This is a genomic window from Sphingomonas sp. R86520, assembly GCF_042466285.1.
In the GTDB taxonomy this organism is placed as follows: Bacteria; Pseudomonadota; Alphaproteobacteria; order Sphingomonadales; family Sphingomonadaceae; genus Sphingomonas.
The window spans coordinates 1-12,515 of sequence record NZ_JAXHBZ010000004.1; the positions used below are offsets into that span (position 1 = coordinate 1).

The 12,515-nt window shown below is 64.0% G+C and carries 15 protein-coding genes; 14 read left to right on the forward strand and 1 reads right to left on the reverse strand.

Annotation, left to right across the window (positions count from 1 at the left end; all coding sequences use genetic code 11):
• Positions 1 to 529 (reverse strand): hypothetical protein (locus SJY41_RS21860; RefSeq protein ID WP_380784442.1); only part of this gene is annotated, 529 nt, incomplete at its 3' end.
• Between the two features lie 455 nt (positions 530 to 984).
• Here SJY41_RS21860 and SJY41_RS21865 point away from each other — a divergent pair.
• The 14 genes from SJY41_RS21865 (at position 985) to virB10 (ending at position 12,515) form a co-directional block, all read left to right on the forward strand.
• The gene (locus SJY41_RS21865) at positions 985 to 1,632 is read left to right on the forward strand and encodes a muramidase (protein WP_380784443.1); all 648 of its coding nucleotides are present in this window, start codon (positions 985 to 987) and stop codon (positions 1,630 to 1,632) included.
• Complete coding sequence (locus SJY41_RS21870; protein ID WP_380784444.1) at positions 1,629 to 1,982, forward strand: hypothetical protein; 354 nt, start codon at positions 1,629 to 1,631, stop codon at positions 1,980 to 1,982. The genes SJY41_RS21865 and SJY41_RS21870 overlap by 4 nt, the downstream gene beginning before the upstream one ends.
• Entirely contained in the window at positions 1,979 to 2,578 is a 600-nt protein-coding gene (locus SJY41_RS21875; RefSeq protein WP_380784445.1) for a lytic transglycosylase domain-containing protein, read from the forward strand. Before SJY41_RS21870 ends, SJY41_RS21875 begins: the two co-directional genes overlap by 4 nt.
• Complete coding sequence (locus SJY41_RS21880; protein WP_380784446.1) at positions 2,575 to 3,903, forward strand: LPD7 domain-containing protein; 1,329 nt, start codon at positions 2,575 to 2,577, stop codon at positions 3,901 to 3,903. The genes SJY41_RS21875 and SJY41_RS21880 overlap by 4 nt, the downstream gene beginning before the upstream one ends.
• A gap of 21 nt (positions 3,904 to 3,924) precedes the next feature.
• A complete protein-coding gene (locus SJY41_RS21885) occupies positions 3,925 to 4,251 on the forward strand; it encodes a TrbC/VirB2 family protein (RefSeq protein ID WP_380784447.1) in 327 nt (108 codons plus the stop codon).
• Between the two features lies 1 nt (position 4,252).
• The gene (locus SJY41_RS21890) at positions 4,253 to 4,588 is read left to right on the forward strand and encodes a type IV secretion system protein VirB3 (RefSeq protein WP_380784448.1); all 336 of its coding nucleotides are present in this window, start codon (positions 4,253 to 4,255) and stop codon (positions 4,586 to 4,588) included.
• Positions 4,581 to 6,947, forward strand: a complete 2,367-nt coding sequence (locus tag SJY41_RS21895; protein ID WP_380784449.1) for a VirB4 family type IV secretion/conjugal transfer ATPase — start codon at positions 4,581 to 4,583, stop codon at positions 6,945 to 6,947. Before SJY41_RS21890 ends, SJY41_RS21895 begins: the two co-directional genes overlap by 8 nt.
• Position 6,948: 1 nt before the next feature.
• On the forward strand, positions 6,949 to 7,674 hold the full coding sequence (locus SJY41_RS21900) for a type IV secretion system protein (RefSeq protein ID WP_380784450.1): 726 nt from the start codon (positions 6,949 to 6,951) through the stop codon (positions 7,672 to 7,674).
• 2 nt (positions 7,675 to 7,676) lie between these two features.
• Positions 7,677 to 7,949, forward strand: a complete 273-nt coding sequence (locus SJY41_RS21905) for a hypothetical protein (protein ID WP_380784451.1) — start codon at positions 7,677 to 7,679, stop codon at positions 7,947 to 7,949.
• 59 nt (positions 7,950 to 8,008) lie between these two features.
• Positions 8,009 to 9,073, forward strand: a complete 1,065-nt coding sequence (locus tag SJY41_RS21910) for a type IV secretion system protein (protein ID WP_380784452.1) — start codon at positions 8,009 to 8,011, stop codon at positions 9,071 to 9,073.
• A 70-nt stretch (positions 9,074 to 9,143) separates the two neighbouring features.
• Entirely contained in the window at positions 9,144 to 9,503 is a 360-nt protein-coding gene (locus SJY41_RS21915; protein WP_380784453.1) for a hypothetical protein, read from the forward strand.
• Positions 9,504 to 9,516: 13 nt separating this feature from the next.
• On the forward strand, positions 9,517 to 10,194 hold the full coding sequence (locus tag SJY41_RS21920) for a virB8 family protein (protein WP_380784454.1): 678 nt from the start codon (positions 9,517 to 9,519) through the stop codon (positions 10,192 to 10,194).
• A 1-nt stretch (position 10,195) separates the two neighbouring features.
• Positions 10,196 to 11,203 (forward strand): TrbG/VirB9 family P-type conjugative transfer protein, encoded by a 1,008-nt coding sequence (locus SJY41_RS21925; RefSeq protein ID WP_380784455.1) that lies wholly within the window; start codon positions 10,196 to 10,198, stop codon positions 11,201 to 11,203.
• 1 nt (position 11,204) lies between these two features.
• A complete protein-coding gene (gene virB10 / locus SJY41_RS21930; RefSeq protein ID WP_380784456.1) occupies positions 11,205 to 12,515 on the forward strand; it encodes a type IV secretion system protein VirB10 in 1,311 nt (436 codons plus the stop codon).

Sequence of the window (12,515 nt, forward strand, 5' to 3'; positions counted from 1 at the left end):
CGCGGCGCTCGCAGACCAGTCGCCACAAGACATAGGCCAAGGCATTTTTGTCGCCCGCGTTCGCCTGGCCGCGCCGGGGCTGCAGCCACAGATCGCGCAGGTCGAGCGGCGCGCCGCCAAGCGAGATCGGGATCAGATGGTCGAGTTCGTAATCGGCTGACGACTCGCCCGGATGCTGCGCGTCCATCAAACGCCGTTTGATCGGCTCGGTAACCGCAAATGCGGGGCGGACCGATCGAGCATAGCCGGGTCGGCAGATCGTCGCGCCGATGTTCGCCTGGGTGATAGAAGGGGCGACCGCCCCTGGCGTGTCGCGGGGCGGCAGGATGCTGGTTCGGTCCACCCGCAAGAGGGGATTGCGGAGCGCCGTCGATAGGCCGGCAACGGCATCGCAGAAGTCATCCGTCGCGGCGACGCGGCAGGTCGAAACCTCACCTCGCTTCACAGCCCGTTCGTCGTCGGTTGGCCGATGCCAAAAAGCGATGGCGATTAAGAGCGCCAACCCGCCTGATATAGCTTGCAGCTTCAAGAGCTCATCGCCCGCATATCCACGCTGTTCCCAGTCGTCCCGAAATCACTCGACAAGTTAATTAGCTAGGCTCTGGCCTTGCTCACGATTTTCAAAGCCGTCTAAACATTGCCTCCAAGGATCAGAGTGCAATAGCGCGCATCTAGTCGCAATGGTTTCCACCACATTACTCCATAATCGTGACTGGTTCGCTCCAAATATGCTGTTGTTTGCGTGTAGCTTCGGACCTAACCTTTTGATGCAGATGTCTTTCAGATACTGACATCTGCTTGGGTACAATTCAGTAACGGTGCGTTGATGTGCTTCCGGCAAGTATTGTAGCGAAGGCAATTCAACTCTGTGCCGCCGGGCTTGCCGGGGCCGGAACGCCATCTCCCGCGTCGCTCACGGTCTCCGTTCGTTCGGGTGCGGTCCTTGCTAGGCAGCCGAGCAACGCAGCTGACGCAGAGGCGACGGTGCGTGACCTGATCGCGCTGGGTGCCGACTTTAGCGCTGGACCATTGAAGATCGCGGGCCACGACTTTGCGAGTTACGGTATCACGTCGGCGAGCGTTTTTGATGCCTGCGCGCTCGCGCATATCGAAGACGACCAGTCTCCTGTCGGCTCCCTCGGCGCGCCCTCAGTGTCGAACGTCGCTGCCCTCGTCCGTCGCGCCTTTGGCGCGCGGATCACCGATACGATCCGCCCGAGGAACGCCAGCTACGGCGCCCGGTATAGCTGGCATAAATACGGCCAAGCGATCGATTTCGTGCCAGCAGGCGGCGTCGACGCGATCGACCGCGAGCAGGTTCGCGCCCTCATGGGACAGAGCGGCATTCGTATCATCGAGCTGCTCGGGCCGGGAGATCGCGGTCACTCGAACCACTGGCATATCGCGTTCGCGCGGCCTGGGCAGGTCATCGACCGGACCCGACCGGTCGAAGGCGACGAGGACTGGCTCATCACCGTCGCACAAGCGGACAAGCCGGCATCGCCCACGCCCGTCGGAGCCAAGGCGCCGACCGCGCCCGCCTCGACCCTCGCCTTTGCCGCGAAAGCCCCGCCGCAATGGGACGTGTTCGCAATCGAGGAATGGCGCGCAACTCATGGAGGTGGCTCATGATCCGACATTCGATGACGAAGTTGGGCAGCACTATTGGCGCCATCGCGCTGTGCGCGGCCGGCGTCGTGGCGGTTGCCGTCCCGCAACCTGCCTACGCGTCGGACTGGGGGTGTCAGGTCGTCCTCTGCCTCGCGACCCCCGGTTCGCCGACGAAATATGCCGAGTGCGTCCCGCCGATCACGAAACTCTGGAACGCCCTCGCTATCGGCGGGTCGTTCCCGACCTGCACCGGAGTCGGCATCAAGACGACGAAGGCCAAGCACGGCTACGACCTGACCGTGACGCAAGCCGATGGCGGAACGTCGCGGTACGCGCTCGACACCCGCTACCAGACGGTGACGCCGCAATGATCCACGCCGTCGCCGCGATCATCATGCTCGCGCAGCAATGCGCGCCTGAGATCGCGACCGAGGCGGTCGTTCCCCTCGTCCTGACCGAAAGCAGCGGCGACGATCTGTCGATCAATATCAACAAGGGGCCGCGTGTCCGCGCCGCGTCTATCGCCGACGGTGTCGCGCTGGTGCGCCGGTATATGGCGGCCGGCTATACCGTCGATGTCGGGCTGGCGCAGGTGAACTCGGCCAATTTCGCGCGATTGGGTGTCACTGTCGAGCAGGCCTTCGACCCTTGTACGAACCTGCGGCTCGCATCCTCGATGCTGCGGGCGGGATATGGCCTCGCGATCCAGCATTATACGGGGCTGGACGCGATCTCCGCGACCTATTCGCTCTACAACACCGGCACGCTGACGCGCGGTTTCCGCAATGGCTATGTCGGTCGCGTCTGGTCGACGGCGAGCGGCATGGGGACGATCCAGACACCCCCGCCCATCCCGGGCTCACCGTCCGCGGCGGTTCCGACGGCGAGCCCGACCAAACCAGCGGTCGCCATCGATAGCTGGGTGGTGGGGCAGATCGCTTCCAGCACAGTCGAGGTCTTCAAATGACCGCGGATAACAGCGTTGCGCGGGGCGGACGCGACGCGGAGACGCAAGCCGGACAGGCGGCGTTCCAGATTCCGCCCGAACTGGCGACACGTTATCAGGTGCGTATCATCGAGCCGTCCGACGGCAGCGAGCGCCGCGTCGGCATGTTCCTGCCGACAGATCGTGACAACCCGTCGATCGAGATCGCCGGCGATCGCATCATTGCTCGAAACGAGGACCCCGAGACCGTCTCGGCCCTGGTCACGATCGCCAAGCACAATGGCTGGGCGGGGATCGACGTCGAAGGTTCGCCTGAGTTTCGCCAGGCCGTGTGGACGGCGGCGTCGCGCGAAGGCCTGACGGTGCGCGGCTATGAGCCGAGCTTCGACGAACAGGCGCGGTTGGAAGAGCTGCGTCGCGCCGCTGCTGCACGACGCGACCGTGAGGTGGCGGAGAAGCCGGCTCCGACTGTCGAACCCGTCGCTGCGACGGCGGCTGTCGGAGCGGCCGAGGCGACTATCCTCGCGCCGTCGGCCGACGTGGAGAAGAACGGCGCGCTTCAGCCGTTGCCAAGCGGAAGCAGCACCGAATTATCCGACGCGGACAAGCGCCTCCTGTTGACGGTGAGCGTCCACACGCAGGATCGCAAGGCGCTCTACGAGGCCGTCAGCGCGGACATGGAGCCGCTGCGCAGCGAGGTCCAGGCCGAGCGCATCGATCTGAACAGGGATGCGCTGAACGGGGCGCTGGAGCGGGCCTTGGACAGCCCGACGCTGGTCAGCGCCTTCTCCAGGGCCGGTTATGAACCCGACGATCTGCGCCGGATGGCGCGCGAGGGAGCGTGGGACGGCGAGGTCGCCGACGCGATCTACCTCGTCCGGTCCGCGCTCAACCGGCACGAAGTCGGCAGGGAAGTCGGCGCGAACATGTCGCTCGGCGACGAACTCGCCGGCGCGCGCGAAGACCGCCTGGTCGGGGGGTCGACGGCCGAGCCCGAACGGCAGCCCGAACCGGAACCACTCCTCGTCCGGGAGGAGCGCCTACATCGGCCCGCGCCTAAGCGACGTCACGAGAATGACGAACTGGCCGAGCTGTTCCTGCATGGCGAGGCGAAGCGGATTGCTGCCGAGCCGCGCCTCGCCAACGCGCTGCAGGCGCAGGCGGCGATGGAACAGCATCTCGGTGCAGCTTTCGACGGAGACGCGGACTGGATGGCGTCCGCGAGCGTCGAGAGCCGCCACATGATCTCGGACGTGCTGCGGCGCGGCCTCGATGTTTCGGTCCGCGAGCCGACACCTGTGCGGCAGGTCGAGCAGATCCGACCCACCCACGATCTCGAGAGGTAACCTCAAGCCATGGAGACCCGTATGAAGTTCACTCAGCCCATGGGCAGGATGATGTCCGACGCCCGCGCCCGGCAGGTCATCGGCTTTGCCGGTGCGCTTGTTCTCCTCTCGATTGCGCAGCCCGTCCTTGCACAGAGCAGCGGCACGTCGATCGAGACCGGGCTTGGCACGATCAGGACCTGGATGACCACCGTCGCGTCCGTCGTCGGTGTCATCGCCGTCATGGCGGTTGGCTATGCCAAGCTGACCGGTCGGATGGATTGGGGAAAAGCGGTCACGGTGCTGATCGGCATTGGCATCATCTTCTCGGCAGCGACGATCGTCGGCTGGATGGGCGGATCTGCGTAACATGGACGACAAGCTCGCCGAGGATAAGGTGTTCCTCGCCCTGACCAGACCATCGGTGTTCATGGGATTGCCGCTCGAGGCGATCCTGCCGATCATCATGGTCTGCATGGTGATCTGGGGGATCTTCCACAATCCGTTCTACCCCCTCGCCTTGTTCGGAGCGCTCTACTTCCCGGCGCGCATGATCTGTCACTACGATTTCAATGCGTTCCGGCTGTGGGGCCTGTGGTTCCAGACCGGCTTCCTATCCAAAAACCGCAAGTTCTGGGGGGGTGGGAGTTACTCTCCCGTCCGCCTCGCCAAAGGCGTGAAGCGGAAGCATTTCGGCAATGACTGATACCAGGCTGAGGCATAAGAAGATCGCGGTTCGCGAGACGGATGACATCAAGTTCATTCCCTACACGCGGCACGTCGACGACACGCTGGTTGCTCTCGAAGACGGCTCGCTCATGCGCATGTACCGCGTCGATGGGCGGCCGTTCGAGACCAGCGACATCGGCGACCTCAACACCTGGCATAACAAGCTCAACATCGCGTGGCGCTCGATCGGTGACGATCGCGTCGCGCTGTGGACCCACCTCGTGCGGACAGCCACCGACCCCGTTCTCGGCGGCGACTTCCACTCCGACTTCGCGCGAACCTTGCAGGAGAAATACGCCGACACGCTGAAGGAGAAGGTTCTCTACCACAACGAGTTCTACGTCACGATCATCGTGCGGCCGTCGAGCATGGCCGGCGAGCAGGTGACGCGGCTCTTCTCGAGGCGAAAAGCCAACGCCGAGATCGACGATCGCGCGCTCACGATCATGGCGGACAAGTGCCGCGACTTCGAAACGCTGCTCGCCGATGTCACGCCGGAGCCGCTCTCGATGTATGAGCACAACGGCATCCTTTTTTCCCGACCGATGGAGGTGCTGCACTTCATCCTGACCGGCGACCGCATCCGCGTGCCGCTGCTCGACGGCAGGCTGGGTCAAGCCCTGTATGCCTCACGGGTGGTGTTCGGTCGCGAGGCGGCCGAGATCCGGCTGCCGCACAAGTCGCATTTCCTCGGCATGTTCGGTGTGCGCGAGTATGTCGCCAGCACGCGGACCGGTCAGTTCAACAGCCTGCTCACGCTCGACTTCCCGTTCGTGCTGACCCAGAGTTTCGCGCCGTTGGTGAAGTCGGTCGCGAGCGAGCGGTTCACCAAAAAATACAAGCAGATGGTTTCCTCGGACGATGCCGGCGTCAGCCAGGCGGAGGAGCTGCTCGACGGCGTCGACGATCTCATGGCGAACCGCTTCGCCATGGGCGAGCATCACCTCTCGATCGCGGTCATCGACGAGAACCCGAAGCGGCTGCTCGAGCGCTTGTCGATCGCCCGATCGGCAGCGGCCGATACGGGCATGGTGATGGCGCGCGAGGACGTCGCGCTTGAGGCCGCCTTCTGGGCGCAGCTTCCCGGCAATTTCAAGATGCGCGCGCGCCCCGCGGTCATCAACACGCGCAATTTTGCAGGCCTGAGCCCGTTTTACACCTTCCCGGCCGGCCGCAAGTCGGGAAACCACTGGGGCGAGGCGGTGACGCTGCTCAAGACCCGCGCGGGCTCCTCCTTCTGGTTCAATTTCCACCGGGCCGACATCGGCCACACGCTCATCATCGGGCCGACCGGTGGCGGCAAGACGGTGCTGCAGAACTTCCTTCAAGCGCAGCTCGAAAAGACCGGCGCGAAGCAGGTGTTTTTCGACAAGGACCGCGGCGCCGAGATTTTCGTGCGCGCTTGTGGCGGCACCTATCTGGCGCTGCGCGATGGCGAGCCGACCGGCTTCGCGCCGTTGAAGGGTCTGACTCCGTCTCCGCACGACATCGCGTTTCTGCGGCAGTTCATTCGTGTCCTGGTACGCCGGGACAACCGGCCGCTCAGCGTCGCCGAAGAGCGACTGATCGACGAGGGTATCGAGGCGGTGATGCGGCTGCCGGGGCCGTCACGCTCCTTCAGCGCCCTGCGTGAGATGCTGGGCTACGCCGATGCCGAGGGCATCGGCGCCCGGCTGGAGCGTTGGTGTCTGGGCGGCCCGCTCGGCTGGGCTTTCGACGGTCCGCAGGACGAGGTGTCGATGTCTGCGCGGTTCATCGGCTTCGACATGACGGACTTCCTGGAGAACCCGGAAATCCGCACCCCGACGATGTTGTACCTATTCCACCGCGTCGATGAGTTGCTGGACGGGCAGCGTGTCGTGGTCGACGTCGACGAGTTCTGGAAGGCGCTTCAGGACGATGCCTTTCGGGCGTTTGCGCAGGACGGCCTCAAGACCTTCCGTAAGCGCAACGCCTTCATGGTGTTCGGCACGCAGTCGCCGGCCGATGCGCTGCGGTCGCCGATCGCGCACTCGATCATCGAACAGACCGCGACCAAGATCCTGCTTCCCAACTCGGACGCCAAGCGATCGGATTATTGCGACGGGCTGGGCCTGACGGACGCGGAGTACCGGCTGATCCGTGAGGATCTGACGCCGGAGAGCCGCACCTTTTTGGTCAAGCAAGGGCACACCTCTATCGTCGCGAAGCTCGATCTCGGCGGGATGCCCAACGAGCTGAAAGTGCTTTCTGGCCGCGAGGAGACCCTCGTCGCCATGGAGGAGGCGATTGCCCTAGCAGGCAACGATCCAGCGGCGTGGCTGCCGCATTTCTATGCAAATCAAAGGAGAAGCTGACATGTCGCTAAAGCGCATCATCATGGTTGCAGCCGCGCCGATCGCGCTCGCTGCGTTCGCGTCGCCGGCTGCTGCGCAGGGCATCCCCGTTTTTGACACGTCCACCTATGTGCAAGCGCTCGCCCAGGTTCAGAATACGATCAAAATGATCCAGCAGGGCGAGCAGCAGATCCAGACGGCGACGACGACACTCAGCTCGCTTCAGAAGCTGACCAACGTCAACGCTGTCGCCCCGCAATTGCTCAACGCGCAGGTGCGCAACATCCTGCCTAACACGACGATCGACGCCGCGACGCTGCTCGGTGGCGACCTGTCGAAGATCGGATCGCTGGGTTCGCTCGCATCGAGCATCCAGTCTCGTTACGCACTGCCGGCAACATCGTCCTCCGACGCGGACGCGGCCTACAACCAGGCGCTCAGGGACGCGACCGGTTCATCGGCCGCCACGGCCGCCCTGGGTGAGCATACGCTCAGCATCGCCCAGACCCGGATGCAGGGCCTCGACCAGCTCCGCGAGCAGCTGTCGTATGCCAAGGATCCGAAGGACGTGATGGACCTGCAAGCCCGTATTTCGGTCGAGCAGGCGCAGCTTCAGAACGATATGCTCAAGATGCAGGCGATCCAGATGGCCCAGGCCGGTCAGGCGAACATGCAGATCAGTGCGGCGCAAGTGGCGGCCGGTCGCGACGAAGCAGCATTCTTCAGTGCAAACACAATCAGGAAGTAATCGTGCGCAAGATACTAGCCCTATGCTCTTTGCTCGTCGTCTGCGGATGCCAGCAGAACGTCGTGGTGCCTACCGCCAAGGAGCTGATCGCCAGTCCGCAACTCCTCACGGAGTGGCAGGCGAAGTGCGACGCGGGGGAGTACAGCCATCTCCCTGCGGATCAGAAGGCCAAAATGTGCGCGACGACCGGAGACGCCACCATCTCGGATGCCCAGACCAAGGCCGGTAACGAAGAAGCCGACTTCTTCAAACAGAACACGATCCGCAAGAAGTAGACTTACTCGCTGCGCTTTGATCGCCGCGCTTTGATCGCCGAAGATCGGAACCTGACGTAATGGCTGCCGGCCCACCCAACATAATGACGCTGTTCACGACGATGTATTCGTATGTGGAGACCGCCATAGCGACCTCGGTCGCGAGCTTCGGGTCGGGGCTCGTCAGTTTCGTTGCAGCGCCTTTGGCGCTGGCGGCGATCATCTACTTCTTGCTGTTGGGCTTCGCCGTGCTGCGGGGTGCTATCCAGGCCCCCTTGCGCGAACTGGTGTTCCAGGCTGGCAAGGTCGGGTTCGCCCTCGCGGCTGCCAGCGCGGTCGGCTATTCGGCGTTTGTGGTGAACGTAGTCACCAACTTGCCGAGCGATATCATCGCGGCCGGATCGGGCACGCCCGTCACCAACCCGGGCACCACCTTCGATACCTATGTCTCCGATACCGGCAAGCTTTCGGAGAAGTTGGTCAATGCGAACCTGAAAGTTCAGTCGCAGGAGCAGAAGGGCATCACCGACTTTCGCACGCCAGTGATCCAGCTCAGCGCCACCCTGATCACCTATCTGTGCGTCGCCGTCCTCTACATCTTCGCGTTCCTTTCGGCGTCGATTGGCTTTTGCATCGTCATTTTTGCCAAACTGTCGGTCGCGATATGCGTAGCGCTCGCACCGCTCGCGCTGGCGTGTCTGCTTTTCAACTCCTCCCGCTGGCTGTTCGACGGGTGGTTGAAGCAGACCGTCAATTTCATCCTGCTGATGGTCGTCATGGCGATCATGACGAAGTTCATCACCGGCCTCCAGGAAGCCGCGATGGACGGTATCATGGGATCGATCCCCGAGGATGGCTCGTCCTTCGTCATGGCGCAGGACGGCTACATCGTTTTGAAAGCTGCCGTGATGCTCGTCGCGACGATCGCCTGTGCGGCGATCTACATCGTCGGCACGATCTTCTTCTTTCAATCGCCGGCCATCGCTGCGGGTATCTCGGGTGGTGCGTCATCCGGCGGCCACGGGTTCCTGCAGACCGGGGCGAACATGTTGACCAATCGGCTCATGTTCCGGCGCGCGGCGCAGGCGAACCGTCCCCCCGCAGCAGGAAGCGGCACGGGCGGCTCGGCCTCTCGGTCCAGCTAAACCGGCCGGCCCGTCCAGAACCATGAATCACGAAACACCGCAGGTGCGGGACCTTACGAACGGAGACCGTATGAAAAGGCTGACCATCGTGGCGATAGGCGCGCTTGCGCTTGGCGGCTGCACCGGGACCCGTATCAAGCCCGTCTCGGTCTGCGACGGCAAGCACCGGCGTCCCGCCAATCTCTACGGGTCGATCCTGCCGAGCTTGCCGGTGCCCCTGCCGGCGTCACAGCAGGGCGCAGGGCAGTCGATGGTGGCTCCGCCATCTCGCGAGCCGGCACCGATGCCGCTCCCCGCTCCGGCTCCGGCCCCGACGCCCGGTGCCGTGGGCGCGCCTGCCGCCCCTATCGGACCTGGGGCCATGAATATCCCGCGATCGGCGCCACGCATGTCCGAGCAGGACGTCGCGCCGACCTACTCCTCCTGCTGAAGGGATCGACGCCATGGGCGCGGTGAAGGCCGAAGATAAAGAGAAATACTACGAGACCTCGAGAACGTGGGAATATGATCGTATGCGTGCGGCGATCCAGTCCAAGCGGCTCGCTTGGGGTGTCGCCGCGGGTGCCTGCACGCTCGCCGTGGCGTCGGTTGCGGCAGTCGCGATGCTGAGTCCGCTAAAGACCGTCGAGCCCTATGTCATCAGGGTGGACAAGAGCTCGGGCGAGACGCAGGTCGTGACCGCGCTCAAAGGGCCGCAGCCGCGTACCTATGAGGATGCGGTCAACCGCTACTTCATCTCGCAATATGTGCGGTTGCGCGAAGGCTGGCTCAACGATGCCGCGCGCGAGAACGCCTATACCGTCATGCTGACCAGCGATCAGGCCGAGAGCGGTCGCTATCTGAACAGCGTTCAGGCCAACAACAAGAACGCGCCCTCCAACATCTATGGCGACAAGGGCTTCGTCTCGATCTCGATCCGGACGATCAGTTTCCTCAGTCCTACCGTGGCGCAGGTCCGCTTCACGAAGATCATTACCTTCGGGCAGAACACGCCGATCGCGCAAAATTGGAACGCGATCATGACCTTCAGATACACGACGGCGCCGGAGCATGAGAAGGATCGGAATATCAATCCGCTCGGCTTTCAGGTCGTGAATTATCGTTCTGACCCGGAGGCGTGACATGAGCGATCAGCCAAATACGTCGGACAAGGGCGACCGTGTCGTCATCCCCTTCCTGCCCGCCCTCCGCAAGACGCTGGACCTGCGCCTGTCACCGCGGGCGACGGAGTTAGTGCTGACGGAGGATGGCGCCAGGAACCGCTTCTGGCGCGGGGTCGGGGCGGTATGGCACCGCCTCGTCGCATTCTCGATCGTGGGTGCCGCGGCAGTCACGCTCGCGCCTCACCCCGCGTCCGCATCTGAGACCCCCGTTCCCGGGGCCAAGGACGCCCGCGTTCGCAACGTCAACTACGATCCGGATCAGGTGGTGACGATCGTTGGCAGTTTCCGGCACGCGATCGAAATCCAGTTCGGGCCCGGCGAAACGGTCACGCAGGCCGCCTTGGGCGATACGGTCTCCTGGCAGATCGCGCCCGTAGGCAATATCGTCTTTATCAAGCCCCGCGAGAGGGCTGGAGGCACCAACCTGATCGTCGTCACCAACGCGGGCGGCGGGCCGCGCACCTATCATTTCAACCTCGCGCTAGGGACCGGCGCCACGATGTACGGCGTGCGGTTCCGCTATCCGCGCGAGGAACGAGCGATGGCGGCGCTGCAGCTGCAGCTTGCCCAGATCCAGGCCGCCAAGGCAGTCGAGACCACCATCACCACCGCCGCGCTCGACCATGCCGTGATCGAGGGCACCCGGAACATGAATTACACCGTGCAGGGTGACGTCGCGCTGCAACCCACGGAGATCTCCGACAACGGCGAGTTCACCGTGCTGCGCTATCCGGGCCACGCCGACATTCCCTCGATCTTCGCGGTCGACGTCGACGGGACCGAGACGATCGTCCCCTACGATGTTCGCGAGGATTTCGTCGTGATCCATGCGGTCTACCGTCAGCTACGCCTGCGGCGCGGGGCGACGGTGCTGTGCATCTACAACGAGGCGCCACCGCGGAACGATCGCGGCGATCGAACGGGCACCGTCTCCAACGTCGTCGAACGCAAAGTGAAGGGGCAGTAACATGGTCGGAACCGTCATTGACCGCGGCGGCGAGGTCGCTGCCGACACCGTTGCTTCAGGCGAGGTGGATAGCCCGGTCGCGCGTAGCGGCGGGTGGGGCAATATCGCTTTCATCGGTGCGGGCATCGGCCTGCTCGGCGCCATGGGCGGCATCGTGATAGGCTATGGTGCGTTCCACCAATCGGCGAGCACCGCGGCTGCGGCGCAGCCTGCCAAGGCTAGTGACCGCTCCGTGGACGACGTGATGGGATCACCGAACGCGCAGCGAGCGGCGCTCGCGGGTCAGCTTGGCCAGCAGGGTGCGGCGCAGACCGACATTTTCGGGCGGCCGATCGCCGCAGCGGCGGGGACGCAGGTCGCCGATGCCAACGGAAATCCGGTGCCGACAACGGGCGGGACAACCACCGCCACGGCGAACGGACAGCAATCTCCCAAGCAGCGACGTGCCGAGCAGGCGCGCGCCATGGCCGATGCAGCGCGGCGATCGCCGATCATGGCCTTTGGCAACACCGGGCTGACCTCTACCGCTCTTCCCGCCTCCGCGCCCGGTGCCGACGCCCAACAGGGGATGGACCTTGACGACCGGACGCGCGGCGCTGGACAATCCACCGTCGCGCGGCGGGGTCTAGGTGCCAGTGGCTTCGGAGCGCCGGGGGAAGACAGTCCGGCCGAGATTGGCAAGGGCTCGACCGATTTCAGCGATCAGCTCGGCCATGCCGCGATCCAGACGGTCCGGGCAACGATGGTCGCGGACCGCAACCTTCTGCTGAGTGCGGGCACGGTCATCCCCTGCACGCTCCAAACGGCGATCAACTCGACTCAGGCCGGGTTCGTGTCCTGCGTCATCAATCACGATGTCTATTCCGAGAACGGCCGCATCGTCCTTCTCGACAAGGGGACCAAGGTCCTCGGGCAATATTCCGGCGGCATCACGCAGGGGCAAGCGCGCCTGTTTGTGCTGTGGACGCGCGCCCTGACACCACGCGGCGTCGCAATCGACCTCGGGTCACCGGCAGCTGATAGCCTTGGTCGGGCCGGTTTGCCGGGCGGTGTCGATACGCAATTCTGGGCCCGGTTTGGCGTTGGGCTCGTCATCTCCGTGCTGGAGGATGCCTCGCAGATCGCCGGTCGGGCGGTTGCCAATGAGGGAAGCAACACCACGCAGGTTCCCGGGCAAACCGGGCAGACGGTCCTTCAGCAAACCATGAACATCAAGCCGATCCTGAAAAAGAACCAAGGCGACACCGCTGCGATCTTCGTCGCCAAGGACTTCGATTTCCGCTCGGTCTATGACGTGGGACTGAGGCGTTAA

What these genes read in the sequence shown, in the direction of transcription:
- SJY41_RS21910 (WP_380784452.1), top strand. Translation starts at nt 8,009, where the DNA reads ATGGCTGCCGGCCCACCCAACATAATGACGCTGTTCACGACGATGTAT.
- SJY41_RS21870 (WP_380784444.1), top strand. Translation starts at nt 1,629, where the DNA reads ATGATCCGACATTCGATGACGAAGTTGGGCAGCACTATTGGCGCCATC.
- SJY41_RS21915 (WP_380784453.1), top strand. Translation starts at nt 9,144, where the DNA reads ATGAAAAGGCTGACCATCGTGGCGATAGGCGCGCTTGCGCTTGGCGGC.
- virB10 (WP_380784456.1), top strand. Translation starts at nt 11,205, where the DNA reads ATGGTCGGAACCGTCATTGACCGCGGCGGCGAGGTCGCTGCCGACACC.
- SJY41_RS21920 (WP_380784454.1), top strand. Translation starts at nt 9,517, where the DNA reads ATGGGCGCGGTGAAGGCCGAAGATAAAGAGAAATACTACGAGACCTCG.
- SJY41_RS21880 (WP_380784446.1), top strand. Translation starts at nt 2,575, where the DNA reads ATGACCGCGGATAACAGCGTTGCGCGGGGCGGACGCGACGCGGAGACG.
- SJY41_RS21875 (WP_380784445.1), top strand. Translation starts at nt 1,979, where the DNA reads ATGATCCACGCCGTCGCCGCGATCATCATGCTCGCGCAGCAATGCGCG.
- SJY41_RS21925 (WP_380784455.1), top strand. Translation starts at nt 10,196, where the DNA reads ATGAGCGATCAGCCAAATACGTCGGACAAGGGCGACCGTGTCGTCATC.
- SJY41_RS21890 (WP_380784448.1), top strand. Translation starts at nt 4,253, where the DNA reads ATGGACGACAAGCTCGCCGAGGATAAGGTGTTCCTCGCCCTGACCAGA.
- SJY41_RS21900 (WP_380784450.1), top strand. Translation starts at nt 6,949, where the DNA reads ATGTCGCTAAAGCGCATCATCATGGTTGCAGCCGCGCCGATCGCGCTC.
- SJY41_RS21895 (WP_380784449.1), top strand. Translation starts at nt 4,581, where the DNA reads ATGACTGATACCAGGCTGAGGCATAAGAAGATCGCGGTTCGCGAGACG.
- SJY41_RS21885 (WP_380784447.1), top strand. Translation starts at nt 3,925, where the DNA reads ATGAAGTTCACTCAGCCCATGGGCAGGATGATGTCCGACGCCCGCGCC.